14 protein-coding genes are annotated in these 14054 nt (G+C 63.4%); 4 read left to right on the forward strand and 10 right to left on the reverse strand.

Features of this window, described 5'->3' with window-relative positions; genetic code table 11:
• Window positions 1–52 precede the first annotated feature (52 nt).
• Window positions 53–1072 (forward strand): class I SAM-dependent methyltransferase, encoded by a 1020-nt coding sequence (locus tag ACIU1A_RS31685; protein ID WP_404926136.1) that lies wholly within the window; start codon window positions 53–55, stop codon window positions 1070–1072.
• An 18-nt stretch (window positions 1073–1090) separates the two neighbouring features.
• Here ACIU1A_RS31685 and ACIU1A_RS31690 read toward each other — a convergent pair whose 3' ends face one another.
• From ACIU1A_RS31690 to fabA, 4 genes are all read right to left on the reverse strand, one after another.
• The gene (locus tag ACIU1A_RS31690) at window positions 1091–2635 is read right to left on the reverse strand and encodes a putative bifunctional diguanylate cyclase/phosphodiesterase (protein WP_404926137.1); all 1545 of its coding nucleotides are present in this window, start codon (window positions 2633–2635) and stop codon (window positions 1091–1093) included.
• 126 nt (window positions 2636–2761) lie between these two features.
• Window positions 2762–3574: an enoyl-ACP reductase FabI gene (fabI, locus tag ACIU1A_RS31695; protein WP_404926138.1), complete on the reverse strand. Its 813-nt coding sequence runs from the start codon at window positions 3572–3574 to the stop codon at window positions 2762–2764.
• A 31-nt stretch (window positions 3575–3605) separates the two neighbouring features.
• Window positions 3606–4826, reverse strand: coding sequence for a beta-ketoacyl-ACP synthase I (fabB, locus tag ACIU1A_RS31700; protein WP_140496770.1), 1221 nt, complete (start codon window positions 4824–4826; stop codon window positions 3606–3608).
• Window positions 4827–4875: 49 nt separating this feature from the next.
• Complete coding sequence (gene fabA / locus ACIU1A_RS31705) at window positions 4876–5394, reverse strand: 3-hydroxyacyl-[acyl-carrier-protein] dehydratase FabA (RefSeq protein WP_140496768.1); 519 nt, start codon at window positions 5392–5394, stop codon at window positions 4876–4878.
• A gap of 242 nt (window positions 5395–5636) precedes the next feature.
• Here fabA and irrA point away from each other — a divergent pair, with 242 nt between their 5' ends.
• Together irrA and ACIU1A_RS31715 are read left to right on the forward strand one after the other, a co-directional pair.
• Window positions 5637–6068, forward strand: coding sequence for an iron response transcriptional regulator IrrA (gene irrA / locus ACIU1A_RS31710; RefSeq protein ID WP_181167354.1), 432 nt, complete (start codon window positions 5637–5639; stop codon window positions 6066–6068).
• 67 nt (window positions 6069–6135) lie between these two features.
• Window positions 6136–6495: a DUF4260 domain-containing protein gene (locus ACIU1A_RS31715; protein ID WP_404926139.1), complete on the forward strand. Its 360-nt coding sequence runs from the start codon at window positions 6136–6138 to the stop codon at window positions 6493–6495.
• Between the two features lie 43 nt (window positions 6496–6538).
• On the opposite strand, the gene ACIU1A_RS31720 is transcribed toward ACIU1A_RS31715, so the two are convergent.
• Window positions 6539–7099 (reverse strand): SH3 domain-containing protein, encoded by a 561-nt coding sequence (locus tag ACIU1A_RS31720; protein WP_140496762.1) that lies wholly within the window; start codon window positions 7097–7099, stop codon window positions 6539–6541.
• A gap of 148 nt (window positions 7100–7247) precedes the next feature.
• Between ACIU1A_RS31720 and ACIU1A_RS31725 the strand changes: the two genes are divergently transcribed.
• Window positions 7248–8249, forward strand: coding sequence for a D-glycerate dehydrogenase (locus ACIU1A_RS31725; RefSeq protein ID WP_140496760.1), 1002 nt, complete (start codon window positions 7248–7250; stop codon window positions 8247–8249).
• A gap of 30 nt (window positions 8250–8279) precedes the next feature.
• On the opposite strand, the gene ACIU1A_RS31730 is transcribed toward ACIU1A_RS31725, so the two are convergent.
• From ACIU1A_RS31730 to dnaA, 5 genes are all read right to left on the reverse strand, one after another.
• A complete protein-coding gene (locus tag ACIU1A_RS31730; RefSeq protein WP_404926140.1) occupies window positions 8280–8768 on the reverse strand; it encodes a GNAT family N-acetyltransferase in 489 nt (162 codons plus the stop codon).
• Between the two features lie 2 nt (window positions 8769–8770).
• The gene (locus ACIU1A_RS31735) at window positions 8771–9529 is read right to left on the reverse strand and encodes a molybdopterin-synthase adenylyltransferase MoeB (protein ID WP_224680239.1); all 759 of its coding nucleotides are present in this window, start codon (window positions 9527–9529) and stop codon (window positions 8771–8773) included.
• Window positions 9530–9568: 39 nt separating this feature from the next.
• Window positions 9569–10711, reverse strand: coding sequence for a DNA replication/repair protein RecF (gene recF / locus ACIU1A_RS31740; RefSeq protein WP_404926141.1), 1143 nt, complete (start codon window positions 10709–10711; stop codon window positions 9569–9571).
• An 11-nt stretch (window positions 10712–10722) separates the two neighbouring features.
• The gene (gene dnaN, locus ACIU1A_RS31745) at window positions 10723–11841 is read right to left on the reverse strand and encodes a DNA polymerase III subunit beta (protein ID WP_140496751.1); all 1119 of its coding nucleotides are present in this window, start codon (window positions 11839–11841) and stop codon (window positions 10723–10725) included.
• A 200-nt stretch (window positions 11842–12041) separates the two neighbouring features.
• The gene (gene dnaA, locus ACIU1A_RS31750) at window positions 12042–13586 is read right to left on the reverse strand and encodes a chromosomal replication initiator protein DnaA (protein WP_140496749.1); all 1545 of its coding nucleotides are present in this window, start codon (window positions 13584–13586) and stop codon (window positions 12042–12044) included.
• Between the last annotated feature and the right edge of the window lie 468 nt (window positions 13587–14054).

Consider the following 14054-nt stretch of genomic DNA (forward strand, 5'->3'; position numbering starts at 1 on the left):
TCGAAGCGGGCGCGGCTCATGTCGCGCCCGCTTTCGTTTATGGAGCAAAGGCATGTCTGCCGAACCGCTGAAGACACTTTTCCATCCATTCGAGGCCGAGGCGGTCGCTTTGCCAGGCAAGGGCGAACGGGCGCTTTTTCTAGGGGCCGAATCCGGCTTGCGGACACCGCAGGACTTCGACGCCGAGCTGCACGTGGTGCAAGGCTTTCGGCCGCATTTTCGCGCGCTGCAAGCCGCGGGCTTCACTGTCACCCCGCAAACGCAGGGCGATGGCTTTGACGCCGCGCTGGTGCTCGCGGGCCGCCATCGCGGCCAGAACGAGCTGCGCATCGCGGATGCGCTGGAGCGCGTCACCGAGGGCGGATTGATCGTCATTGCCGGCGGCAAGGATGATGGCATCGCCAGCCTGCGCAAGCGCATGGACGAGCTTGTGCCGCTCGAAGGCCATCTGCCCAAATATCACGGCATCGCCTTCTGGCTTCGCCGGCCGGCCGGGACGGAGACGGCAGCAGCGCTGCGTGCCGCCAATCCCGCCGGGCTGGTCGACGGCCGCTTCAGCACGGCGCCCGGCATGTTTTCCTTCGATCGTGTCGATGCCGGTTCGAAGTTGCTGGCGGACCATCTTCCAGCCGACCTGCGCGGCCATGTCGCCGATTTCTGCGCCGGCTGGGGCTATCTGGCGGCGGAGATGGAAGCGCGTTCGCCCGGCATCTCGGCACTTGATCTCTATGAGGCGGATTTCGCTTCTCTCGAAGCCGCCAAAGCCAATCTTGCCACGGCCAGCCAGTCGGTTGCGAAAGGTTTCTTCTGGACGGACCTGCAGGGGGAGCCGGTCGAGCGTCGCTACGACGCGGTCATCATGAACCCGCCTTTTCATCGCAGCCGCGCGGCCGAACCGGAGATCGGCGCCGGCCTGATCCGGGCAGCGGCAAAGGCGCTGAAGCCGGGAGCACGGCTGTACATGGTGGCGAACCGCCAGCTGCCCTACGAGCCGGTACTGGCCGCCGCCTTCTCCAGCCATGCCGAGCTCGCCCGTGACGGCATGTTCAAGGTTCTTTCCGCGCGTCGCTGACACGCAACGGCGTGACACTCAGTGCAGATTGGCGACGCGCCTCGAATCCTCGATGACATGTCCCTCGCCGGCCATGACCGCAAGCGGCGCCGGCCGGCCGAACAGATAACCTTGCACCACCTCGCAACCGGCTGCCCTGAGCAGTGTCGCCTGGTCCTCTGTCTCGACGCCCTCGGCAATGATGCTGACGCCGAGTGCTCGCGAGAGGCCGACAATGGTCGATACGACGGCGCCGGAGCTCGAATCCGTATCGATGCGGCTGACGAAGGAGCGGTCGATCTTCAGCTTGCCGAAGGAAAAATCGATCAGGTAGCTGAGATTGGAATAGCCGGTGCCGAAATCGTCGACGGCAACCGAGATGCCCATATCGGCAAGCTCTTTCAGGATGGCGGCGGCGCGGTCGCGGTCCTGCATCATGGCCGTCTCGGTGACTTCCAGCTCCAGCCGCGACGGCTTGATGCCGGTGGTCCGCATCGTGTCGCGCACGAGGCCGATGAAGTCCTTGGTCATGAACTGGACCGGCGAGATGTTGACGGCGACGAAGCAGTCGTCGGGTAAATGGCGGGCGTCGCTGCATGCCTTGCGCAGAACCCATTCGCCGATCGGATTGATCATGCCGGTTTCCTCGGCGATCTGGATGAACTCCAGAGGTGGGATCATGCCGCGTTCTGGATGGTTCCAGCGGATCAGCGCTTCATAGCCGACGATGCGGCCGCTCGGCAGGTCCAGCTGCGGCTGATAGTGAAGGTCGAAATCACCGCGCTCGAATGCGATGTGCAGCTCGGATTCGACCCATTGGCGATGATCGGCGACCCGCCCCATCTCGGTATCGAAGACCGACCAGTTGCCGACTCCCCTGGCGCGCGCATTTTGCAGCGCCAGGTTGGAGCGGCGCAGGATGAGGACCGGGTCGACGCCGTCCTTGGGCATCGCCACGATGCCCACCGACAGGCTCACCGATTGCTGGTGGCTGCTGAGCTCATAGGGCTCCATCATCTCGTCGATGAGCCTCTCCACCATAGCTTCCATTGTTCCCTGAATCTGATGATCGGGAAGCAGCACCGCGAACTCGCCGGCGCCGATGCGCCCGATCTGCACGCGCTCGGGCACGCAGGCCCGCAGCCGCTTGGTGAAGGCGCGGATCAGTTCGTCGCCCTGGCTGTAGCCGATCGCGTCGTTGATCTGCTTGAACCGGTCGATGTCGATGTCGATGAGGAACATCGGGGCCCCGGTGCGGCTCGTCGCGCAGGCTGCCTCGGCGATCTTGCCGACCATCGCCGGACGCGCCAGCAATCCGGTCAGCTTGTCGAACTGGGTTTCGTTGAAGACGAAATCAGCCGATTCATCGACGCCGGCGAAGAAAGACATCGCGGCTCCCGCCGCCGCCAATGCGCAAAGGGCAGCCATGATCGCCACCATCACGTCCGCCGGCATGCCGGCAAAGCCGTCGCCAAGCGCGTGCTTCAGCCCCCAGATGCCGAGAATGAAACTGCCAATGCCCGAACTGGCTATGGTGATCAGCCGGAACACCGGTGTGCGGTTCGGGTTGCTGACGGCAGGCATTGAAAGTCCCCAAATTGCGGGACTCTATAGCCGATAGGCCCTTAAAATGAGTTTCCGCGAATGCATCCAATTTTATTGGAAGGGAATTATTTCTTCGCAGGAGAAAAGACTATTTCGCGAAATGGCCTATTCGCTCGCGCGATCCGTCTGCTTCAGCTCCTCGAGCGTCGGCATGGAAACGATATGATAGCCGGAATCGACATAGTGGATTTCGCCGGTGACGCCGGAAGCGAGGTCGGACAGGAGATAGAGTGCCGAGCCGCCGACCTCGTCGATGGTCACGGTGCGGCGCAGCGGAGAATTGCGCTGCTGGTAAGAGAACATGTGGCGCGCATCGGAAATCCCGGCGCCGGCAAGCGTTCGCACCGGTCCGGCCGATATGCCGTTCACCCTGATGCCGCGCGGGCCGTAATCGTTGGCGAGATAGCGCACGCTGGCCTCGAGGCCGGCCTTGGCGACGCCCATGACGTTATAGTTCGGCATGACGCGCACCGAACCGGCATAGGTCAGGGTGATCATCGATCCGCCATCCTGCATCAGGGCCGCGGCGTGGCGCGCGACCTCGGTGAAGGAATAGCAGGAGATGACCATGGTGCGGATGAAATTGTCGCGGCTGGTGTCGGCGTAGAGGCCCTTGAGCTCATTCTTGTCCGAAAAGCCGATGGCATGGACCACGAAGTCGAGCCCGCCCCAGGCCTTGCCCAAGGCCTCGAAGGTGGCGTGGACCGAGGCGCTGTCCTCGACATCGCAGGGAACCACCAGCGCCGCGCCGAGCTTGTCGGCAAGCGGCTTGACCCGGCGGCCGAAGGCGTCACCCTGGTAGGTGAAGGCAAGTTCGGCCCCATGTTCGGACAGTTTCCGGGCTATGCCCCAGGCGATCGAATGATCGTTGGCGACGCCCATGACAAGCCCGCGCTTGCCCTTCATCAATCCGTCCATGATCGCCAATCCTCGTGGAAAAAACGTGGCCTTATGCGGAATAGCGCTGGAAAACCAGCGTTGCGTTGGTGCCACCAAAGCCGAAGGAATTGGACAAAACGGTGTCGATCCTGGCGTTGTCGATGCGCTTTCGCACCACCGGCATGCCCTCGAATTCGGGGTCGAGAGTCTCGATATGGGCGCTTTCGCCGATGAAACCGCCTTGCATCATCAGGATCGAATAGATGGATTCCTGCACGCCGGCCGCGCCCAGCGAATGGCCCGTCAGCGATTTGGTCGAGGTGATGAAGGGCATCTTCTCGCCGAACACCTCGCGGATCGCGCCCATTTCGCGGGAATCCCCCACCGGCGTCGAGGTGCCATGGGTGTTGATGTAGTCGACCGGGGTGGTGACGGTCGCCAGCGCCTGCCGCATGCAGCGGACCGCGCCTTCGCCCGAGGGCGCAACCATGTCGAAGCCGTCCGAGGTGGCGCCGTAGCCGACGATCTCTGCATAGATCTTGGCGCCGCGCGCCTTGGCATGCTCCAGTTCCTCGAGCACCAGCACGCCGGCGCCGCCGGCGATGACGAAGCCGTCGCGATCGACGTCATAGGCGCGGGAAGCGGCAGATGCCCTGTCATTGTACTTCGACGACATGGCGCCCATGGCGTCGAACAGGTCCGACATCGTCCAGTCGAGATCTTCGTGGCCGCCGGCGAACACCATGTCCTGCTTGCCCCACTGGATCAGTTCGTAGCCATTGCCGATGCAATGCGCCGAGGTCGAACAGGCCGACGAGATCGAATAGTTGACGCCGTGGATCTTGAACCAGGTGGCCAGCGTCGCCGACGCGGTCGACGACATCGCCTTCGGCACCGCGAACGGGCCGATGCGCTTGGGGCTGCCGTTCTTGAGCGTGGTTTCGGCCGCCTCGACGATGGTGCGGGTGGAAGGCCCGCCCGAGCCCATGACGATGCCGGTGCGCTCATTGGTGATGTCGCTCTCGCCAAGCCCGGCATCGGCGATCGCCTGGTCCATGGCGACATGGTTCCAGGCTGCTCCCTGGCTCAGGAAGCGCATTGCGCGGCGATCGATCATGGCGCTGGGATCGAGCGTCGGCGCGCCCCAGACCTGACAGCGGAAGCCGTGCTCGGCGAAGGAGTCGGAGAAGCTGATGCCGGATTTGGCGTCATGCAGCGAGGCTTGCACCTCGTTGGCATTGTTGCCGATCGACGACACGATGCCGAGGCCTGTGACTACGACACGTCTCATTCGCAACTCCTTCCAGGAATGCTGGCCACGAAGTCGGCCAGGGCGACGGTCAAGCGACCGCCGACTGCTTGGACAGACCGACTTTCAGGTCCGTTGCCGCGTATATGGGTTCGCCGTCCGCCTTTAGCCAACCATCGGCGATGCCCAGCACCAGCCGGCCACGCATCACACGTTTGAATTCCACGCCATACTCGACCTTTTTAACCGAGGGCGTGACCATTCCCTTGAACTTGACCTCGCCGGTCGACAGCGCCATGCCTTTGCCGGGTTCGCCCAGCCAGCCGAGATAGAAACCCGTCAGCTGCCACAGGGCATCGAGGCCCAGGCATCCAGGCATGATGGGATTGCCGATGAAATGGCAGGCAAAGAACCACAGGTCCGGCTTGATGTCGAATTCGGCGCGGATGAAGCCCTTGTCGAAAGCCCCGCCCGTTTCGCTGATCTCGGTGATGCGGTCAAACATCAGCATCGGCGGGTAAGGCAACTGGGCATTGCCCGGTCCGAACAGCTCGCCGCGGGCGCAGGCCAGCAATTCTTCGTAGTCGTAGCTGGATTTCGAACCCGCCATCAATCTCGTTCCCATATGTCCCGGGCGCTGGCGCGCCCTTGTCGTTGGTGTCCTAACACAATCTGTTTCAGGCCGGAAACCGGCGTTTGCGCTTAACCCGCCAGTCTTGCCGGGTCAATGCGCGCTATTGATCGCATCCGGACGACAGAATATATGTCGAAAGGGGTCCGGTTTCGGCAGACATCCATTTTTTTGCCATTCTGGACGTGTCTTGAGGCGGAACTGTGAGCTTGGACGACCAGATGGACCGGGGCTGCCGGAAGGAAAATGTCGCTGTGGACAAGCGGGTTCGTGAAGCCGGCCTGAGGCCGACACGGCAGCGCATTGCGCTTGCCGACCTGCTTTTCGCCAAGGGCGACCGCCATCTGTCGGCCGAGGAACTGCACGAGGAGGCCGTCGCCGCCGGCGTGCCGGTGTCGCTGGCCACCGTCTACAACGCCCTTCACCAATTCACCCAGGCGGGACTCCTGCGCATTCTGGCTGTCGAGGGCGCCAAAACCTATTTCGACACCAACACCTCCGATCATCACCATTTCTATATCGAAGGCGAAAACCGGATTTTCGACATCGCCAATGGTCCGGTCACCGTCGCCAACCTACCGGAACCACCCGAGGGGATGGAGATCGCCAATGTCGACATCGTGGTGAGGCTGCGCCCCAAACGCGCCGAATGACCGGGGGCTGGGCACGTATGAACGGCCGGGCACGTATGAACGGCCAGGCGCGTATGAACGGCCAGGAATGAAACCCCTCGATCTGGCTATCCGGCTGGAATGGGCCGCTGTCGCGGTGTCCGCTATCGTCTTTTATGCACTCGCCGGTGCGTCCTGGCGGTTGTTCGCCTTGTTGATCCTGGCGCCTGATCTGTCCATGTTCGGCTATCTCGCCGGGCCGCGCGTCGGCGCCGCCTGCTACAATGCCTTCCACATCTTGGTCCCACCGGTGTTTTTGGTGCTTGCCGGCAGCCTGTTCGGCAATGCAGCCGCTCTAGCGGTTGCATTGATCTGGATCGCCCACATCGCTATCGATCGCGCGCTGGGTTACGGCTTGAAGCTGTCGAGCAGCTTTCAGGATACCCATCTCGGCCGCATCGGCCGCTAAACGGTCCGGCCTGCGGTTCAAACGAGTCGGGCAAGGCCAAAAATCAGTCCTTGACCCGTTCGCCGGGATAGGCGCCCCAGACGACGGATTGGGCGAGCCAGCCGGTGTGGCCATCGAGCGTCATTTCGCACCACTGGCCGTCGCAGGATTTGATCGTGCCCATGACGCCCGGCTCGACGATCGCCACCACGCTGGCGTCCTTTTCGGGGCTCCTGAGGAGATTGATCTGGGCGCCCTTGCCGCGCTGCCACGGCGCCACGATCGCCGTGCGCCGGCCCGAAAGCAGCGACTGGTTGATCCAACCTTCCGAACCGTCGGCGTCGCGCACGCGGCGCCATGTGTCGAACTCCTGGATGATCTCCATCGGCAGGCCTGCCTTCAGATACATCCAGTCGACCGAGTAGTTGGCGCCCGGCCCGACACGCGAATTGACGCGGCCGGATTTCAGGCTGACGAATCGTGGCAGCGGCAGGCCGCTCGGCCCGAGCGTGACGACGCTCTGGGCGGGAGCCGCTGCACCTTGCGCGCACAGTTGGGGTGAATAGAGCAGAGCGCCGAGAAATGCTGCGCTGAGGGTCAGGCGAAGCGACGCGAAACCAGACACTTTCGTTCCTTTCGGCGCTGGCCTGCCGGCCTCGGCGCCCCTTTTTCTTTGTCTTCGGCGGCACCGCTTGGTACATGGGTAAATCGGCTACCGCGACCGGCTTCCAGTTTCGCCGGTCTTGGTTAAAGAGGTCTCAACGAGGGAAACAATGGCAGGCAAAAAGAAGCCTCTCGTGGTCATCACGCGAAAACTGCCCGACCCTGTCGAGACCCGCATGCGCGAGCTGTTCGACGCAAGGCTGAACGTCGAGGACAGGCCGATGACGCAACCGGAACTGGTCGCGGCGGTCAAGGAGGCCGACGTGCTGGTGCCGACGGTGACCGACCGCATCGACGCGGCATTGATCGCCCAGGCCGGCGAAAACCTCAAGCTGATCGCCAATTTCGGCAATGGCGTCGACAAGATCGACGTGGCGGCCGCGGCCAAGAAAGGCATCACCGTAACCAACACGCCCAACGTGCTGACCGAGGATACGGCCGACATGACGATGGCGCTGATGCTGGCGGTGCCGCGCCGGCTGGCGGAGGGCGCCAATGTACTCACCGGCGACAAGAAATGGGCCGGCTGGTCGCCGACATGGATGCTTGGCCGGCGCATCTGGGGCAAACGGCTCGGCATTGTCGGCATGGGGCGTATCGGCACCGCCGTTGCTAGGCGTGCCAAGGCTTTCGGCCTCTCCATCCACTATCACAACCGCCATCGCGTGCTGCAGGCGGTCGAGGACGGGCTGGAGGCGACCTATTGGGAAAGCCTCGATCAGATGCTGGCCCGCATGGACATCATCTCGGTCAACTGCCCCTCGACGCCGGCGACGTTCCATCTGCTTTCGGCGCGGCGGCTGGCGCTGCTCCAGCCCACCGCCTATATCGTCAACACCGCGCGCGGTGACATCATCGACGAGGAGGCGCTGGTCAAGCTGATTCAGGATGGCAGGATCGCCGGCGCCGGACTCGACGTCTACGAGCACGAGCCCGCATTGAACGGAAAACTGCTCAAGCTCGCGACCAAGGGCAAGGTCGTGCTTTTGCCGCATATGGGGTCGGCGACGCTCGAGGGCCGCATCGACATGGGCGAGAAGGTGATCATCAACATCCGCGCCTTCGTCGACGGCCACCGCCCGCCGGATCGCGTGCTGCCGCTCAGGACCTGAGCGGCTTCGCAACATAATGTAAGTGGAAACTTACCAAACAGTCTTGCGCATGGTAACCGAAGTCGGTCGCGCATAACCTTCATGCGCCGTTCTCACGGTCTCGCGAAAACCGAGCCGGGCAAAGGCTGCCTGGTTCCCAGTCAGCTCGATTCGCGTCTGCAGCTCGATTGCGGCCTTGCCGCGGCTGCGGGCAAAATCCTGGACGGCTTGCATCAACAACCTGCCGATGCCCTGGCCCTGACAGTCCGGCGTGACGGCGAGCTTGCCGACATAGAGGTGGTCGGTTCGTTCCAGGGCGAAGATGCAGCCGACGATCCTGTTGCCGCTGAGCGCCAGCAGGCCGGTCTCGCGGCGGGCTTTGTCGCGCAAAGTTTCCGCGGTGAGCAGGTGCGCCGAGGACGGCGGGTCGATGATGCCGTCCATGAAGGCGAATGCGCGCAGGATCAGGGCGAGCACTTCGTTCCAGCCGTCGAAGTCGGCCGGAATCCGGGTGATGATGATATCGGCAGTGCGCTTCAACGTCAGTTTCGTCTCTTGTAGCGGATGGTCTCGAAACGCGCGGCCAGCGCGTCATAGAGCAGCAGTCGTCCGATCAGCGGCTCGCCAATGCCGGTGATCAGCTTGATGGCTTCCATCGCCTGCAACGTGCCGATGACCCCAGTCAGCACGCCAAGCACCCCGGCCTCGGCGCAGGACGGCACCAGACCCGGCGGCGGGGCCTCCGGGAAGAGGTCGCGGTAGCCGGGGTTGGAGGTGCCATCCCTATCGGCTTGGAACGGCATCAGCACGGTCACGGAGCCATCGAAACGGCCCACGGCGGCGTGCACCAGCGGCTTTCCCTCCGCCGCGCAGGCATCGGCCACGACATAGCGCGTCTCGAAATTGTCGGACCCGTCGACGACCACGTCGTAACGGGCGACGAGGGCTTGGGCATTGTCCGCGGTCAGGCGCAATGTGTGGATTTCGACAGCGGTGTTGGGATTGATGCGGGCGATTGCCGCCTTGGCGCTGTGGGTTTTCAGCATGCCGACAGTGTCGGTGTCGTGAATCACCTGCCGCTGCAGGTTGGAGAGCGAAACCGTGTCGTCGTCGATCACGCCGAGCGTGCCGACGCCGGCTGCGGCAAGATATTCAAGCACTGGTGCGCCCAATCCGCCGGCGCCGATGACCAGCACCCGCGCGCGCTTCAGGCGCTGCTGGCCGGCGCCGCCAATTTCGGGCAGCACGATGTGGCGGGCATAGCGTTCGAGTTCTTCGTCGGTGAGGGTGGTGGCGATCATGGCTCGACCATATAGCGGGAGAAAAATCTTGTCAGGTGCTCACACAGCCATCGGCGCGACCGTGCCGTGATCCACGGTCAGGAACTGCGCCCGGCCCGCCAGGCTGGAAAACAGCGCCGCATCGGTTCCCGTCATGAAAGCCTGGCAGTTCAACTCCTCCAGGATCGAGAACAGCGCCGCACGCCGGCCGCCGTCGAGATGTGCCGCGATCTCGTCGAGCAGCAGGATTGGCGTCAAGCCGGACATCTCGCCGGTCAATCTGGCATGCGACAGGACAATGCCGACAAGCAACGCTTTCTGTTCGCCGGTCGAACACAGCGCCGCCGGCATCGCCTTGGGTCGGTGCCGGACCACGAGATCGGAGCGGTGCGGGCCCTCGAGCGTGCGCCCGGCGGCGCGGTCGCGGTCGCGGCCCCCGGCGAGCGTGCGGCGGAACCGCTCCTCGACGTCGACAGCCGGCATGGTGGCGATCTCGGCTTCCAGATCGCCCGACAGGCCGATATCGGCCTGCGGAAACGGGCCGCTGTCGGGCAGCCTGTCGATCATGGCGGCCAGAAGGCGCACCTTTTCGGCGCGCGCCGCGGCGATCGCCACGCCCGTCTCGGCCATCTGCATCTCGATCGCCTCGAACCAGCTCAAATCCCGCGAACCTTCCGTCAGCAACCGGTTCCGGCCGCGCATCGCCTTTTCATAGTCGAGGGCGCGCTGTCCGTGGCCTGGATCGATCGCCAGCACCAGCCGGTCGAGAAAGCGCCGGCGGTCCGCGGCCGGTCCGGTGAACAGAGCATCCATGGCCGGCGTCAGCCACACGACGCGCAGCCATTCCAGCATGTCCTCGGCGGATCGCGCCGTGGCGCCGTTGATGCGCACCCGCCTGCCGCCCTCGCCAAGACTGTCGCCACCCGAAATGCCCGTCCCTATCTCGACTTGGCCGTCAGGTCCGTCGAGCCGTGCGTGCAGCGCAAAGCCGCCGTCACCGCCCTCACGCGCGACGTCCGCGTAAGGCGCGCGGCGCAGGCCGCGGCCCGGCGTCAACAGGGAAATCGCTTCCAACAGATTGGTTTTGCCGGCGCCATTGTCACCGGAAAACACCACCGCGCCAGGCTCAAGCTCGATCGACAGCGCCGCATAGTTGCGGAAATTGGTAAGTGTAAGCTTACTTATATGGGTTTGTGCCGGCAACCGCTACTGCTCTACACCCGCATCGGCATCAGCACATAAAGCGCGGTTTCATCGGCCATGTCGTGGATCAGCGTTGGCGAACCGGCGTCGGCCAACATGAACCGGGCCTCTGAACCGGTCAATTGTGCGGCAACGTCGAGCAGGTACTTGGCGTTGAAGCCGATCTCGATCGGGTCGGCTGAATAGTCGGCGGCCAACTCCTCGGTGGCGCTGCCCGAATCCGGATTGTTGACCGCAAGCGTCACCTGGCCCTCACTGATCGAAAGCTTCACCGCGCGCCCGCGTTCGGAGGAGATGGTCGAGACGCGGTCGACGGCGGCCGCGAAGCTCTGGCGGTCGATGATCAGCTTCTTGTCGTTGCCGGTGGGAATGACCCGCTGATAATCGGGGAAGGTGCCGTCGATCAGCTTGGAAGTCAGGATGACGCTGCCGATGGTGAAGCGGATCTTGGTGTCCGACAGCTCGGTGGTGACCGCCACGTCGGGATCATCGACCAGCTTCTGCAATTCGCTGACCGTCTTGCGCGGTATGATGATGCCCGGCATGCCTTCGGAACCCGCCGGCGCGTCGATCTCGGCGCGCGCCAGGCGATGGCCGTCGGTCGCCACCGAGCGCAGCTTCAGCTTGCCGCCGACCTCATGTGTGTGAAGATAGATGCCGTTGAGATAATAGCGCGTCTCCTCGGTGGAGATGGCGAACTGGGTCTTCTCGATCAGCCCCTTGAGCGCGACCGAGTCGAGCCGGAAGATATGCGAGAAGGATCCGGCCGAAAGCTCGGGGAAGTCCGATTGCGGCAGGCATTGCAGGCGGAAGCTCGAGCGGCCGGAGGTCACCGTCATGGCGTTGCCGTCCTCGTCCGTCTTCAGCATCACCTCGGCGCCGTCGGAAAGCTTGCGCACGATGTCGTAGAGCAGATGCGCCGGAACCGTCGTCGCGCCACCCCGCTCGACCTTGGCGGGCGTCGCTTCCGTCACCTCCAGGTCGAGGTCGGTGGCCTTCATTTCCAGACTGGCGCCTTCGGCGCTGAGCAGCACGTTGGACAGGATCGGTATGGTGTTGCGCCGTTCGACCACGCGGTGGACGTGGTTGAGCGACTTCAGGAGATTTGACCGTTCCAGGATAACACGCATGACGAACCAGGCTCGCTTGAATGAATGAGCGGGTCTCCGGCTGGCGGCGTCCCGCGAAAGGTCTGAACAGGCTTCAGAATCTGCGTAAACTGACAGGAAAAAACCAGCAAACGCAAGCCCGCGCGACCGGTTCGGGCCGGCTACGCGGGCTTTCTGGGGATAAAGGCGGCGAAGCACGCCGCCAGGCGTTTTCGAACGGCTCAGGCCTGGTCGTTGATCAACCGTCTCAACAGTTCCAGTTCCTGCGCCAGCGTGTTGTCGCCGCCGGAAAGATCCTCGATCTTGCGCACTGCGTGCAGCACCGTTGTGTGATCGCGGCCGCCGAAGCGCCGCCCGATCTCGGGCAGCGAGCGCGGTGTCATCACCTTGGACAGATACATGGCGACCTGCCTCGGCTTGACGATGGTCCGCGTGCGCCTGTTGGACAGCAACTCGGTCTTCGACACATTGTAGTGCCGCGCGACGATGCGCTGAATATCCTCGATACGGACCCGCTTCGGCTCGCCGGTGCGGTAGATATGGCCGAGGATCTCGTCGATGCGATCGATGGTGATCTGCGGCTCGAACGACTGGCGGAACAGGAGTTGATTGAAGGCGCCTTCCAGTTCGCGGCCGCTGCCGGTCACCGTGCGGGCGACGTGATTGAGGATCTCGTCGGAGATGTCGAGGGAAGCGTCGTCGTGCCTGGCGGTGGCGAGGCGCAGCTTGAGCATGCCCAGGCGCATGGCGAAATCGGGGGCCGACATTTCGAGCGCGACGCCGCCATTGAGGCGCGAGCGGACCCGCGGTTCGAGGGATTCCAGTTCCGACGGGGGCCGGTCGGCGGCGACGACGACCTGCTTGGCGCTGTCGAGCAGCATGTTGATCAGATGGCAGAATTCGTGCTGGATCGACTTGCCCTGCAGGAATTGCATGTCGTCGATGATGAGCAGGTCGATATCGCGAAGCTGTTCCTTGAGCGTCAAGGCATTGTTGTCGCGGATCGCGGTGGCGAAGCGCCACATGAAATATTCCGCCGTCAGGTAGACGACGCGCGATTTCGGGTTCTGCTTCAGCGATTCCGCGGCTATAGCCTGCAACAAATGGGTCTTGCCGAGGCCGACCGTCGCATGAAGGAAGAGCGGGTTGAAGCGCACCGCGCTCGACTGCGATTCCGCCACGGCCTTGGCCGCGGCGAAGGCCACCCGGTTCGACGGCCCTTCGATGAAAGAGGCGAACGTGTAACGCGGATCGAGCGGCGATCCCAGCACATTGTGGCGGAACTCGCTCTCGGCCGGCATGCCCGGGCGCGGCGCCGGAGCCCGCTCCAGCCTGCCGGGGCTTACGGTGCCGGCGGCCAGCGCCGTCTGCGTTTGTCGCGTCATCTTGCGCGCCGGCGCCAACTCCGGTTCGGCATGGCTGCGTCCCTGTCGGGTGGCTGTGCGCACGATGATCTCGATCTTGAGGATCTCCGGATCCTCGTGCTTCCAAAGCTCGCAGATAAGGTCGAGATAATGGCCGTTGATCCACGAGCGCAGGAAGGCAGTGGGCACCGAAATGCGAACGATGCCCTTTGAAGCCTCCGCGACCTTCATGCGCCCGAACCAGCTCGAATAGACTTCGGTTCCCAAGCGCGCCTTCAACTGGGCCTTGACCCGGTCGAACTTCTGTTCCGCGTCGCTGGAAGCCGCCATCTCATCAGCTCCGATCAGATTTCCTGAAAATGGGATGTCATTGGTAAGCTCCCTTTCGACGCCGCTCTGCATGATCGAGTTCCTTGTCTCTGTACCTGTTTTTCCGCCGGGGATGCGCCTCCTGCATCCGTGTTCCAGCGACTGCGCTTTGCTGCGACGCCCGCTGCCGCCGCCGGCAGATGAACGTCGCCCATTATCCAGGGAACCGGTGCCGGCCCATGGAAGCCAGTCCGTGTTGGGTATGTCAGGGCAATGCAACACCGTCCGGCGAAAATCGCCGGCGCTGTCGACCTGCCATGTATAGTTACGCCAGTCCCCTACCGTATCGAAAAAGAGCAAACCAACCCTGTCCGCGGACTTGATCCGCGCCACAAACCCCGCCAATTTAAGCTGGCCCATTCAGGCTGGGTCAGGGCCACCCGGCCCATCCCTTTCGATGGACCGACATTACCGAAATCGCTGTGGATAGGGCAAGGCCACGTCTAACGGATTTTTAAGGAATCTGGTTAGGTCCGGCGCGCCGAAGCGCCATGCGGCAGC

Source organism: Mesorhizobium maamorense, from assembly GCF_044998965.1.
Taxonomy (GTDB): Bacteria; Pseudomonadota; Alphaproteobacteria; order Rhizobiales; family Rhizobiaceae; genus Mesorhizobium.

Coding starts and splice junctions, on each gene's coding strand:
- irrA (WP_181167354.1), top strand. CDS start 5,637: ATGGACCGGGGCTGCCGGAAGGAAAATGTCGCTGTGGACAAGCGGGTT.
- dnaA (WP_140496749.1), bottom strand. CDS start 13,586: ATGCAGAGCGGCGTCGAAAGGGAGCTTACCAATGACATCCCATTTTCA.
- fabB (WP_140496770.1), bottom strand. CDS start 4,826: ATGAGACGTGTCGTAGTCACAGGCCTCGGCATCGTGTCGTCGATCGGC.
- ACIU1A_RS31725 (WP_140496760.1), top strand. CDS start 7,248: ATGGCAGGCAAAAAGAAGCCTCTCGTGGTCATCACGCGAAAACTGCCC.
- fabI (WP_404926138.1), bottom strand. CDS start 3,574: ATGGACGGATTGATGAAGGGCAAGCGCGGGCTTGTCATGGGCGTCGCC.
- fabA (WP_140496768.1), bottom strand. CDS start 5,394: ATGGCGGGTTCGAAATCCAGCTACGACTACGAAGAATTGCTGGCCTGC.
- ACIU1A_RS31735 (WP_224680239.1), bottom strand. CDS start 9,529: ATGATCGCCACCACCCTCACCGACGAAGAACTCGAACGCTATGCCCGC.
- ACIU1A_RS31715 (WP_404926139.1), top strand. CDS start 6,136: ATGAAACCCCTCGATCTGGCTATCCGGCTGGAATGGGCCGCTGTCGCG.
- ACIU1A_RS31685 (WP_404926136.1), top strand. CDS start 53: ATGTCTGCCGAACCGCTGAAGACACTTTTCCATCCATTCGAGGCCGAG.
- ACIU1A_RS31690 (WP_404926137.1), bottom strand. CDS start 2,635: ATGCCTGCCGTCAGCAACCCGAACCGCACACCGGTGTTCCGGCTGATC.
- dnaN (WP_140496751.1), bottom strand. CDS start 11,841: ATGCGTGTTATCCTGGAACGGTCAAATCTCCTGAAGTCGCTCAACCAC.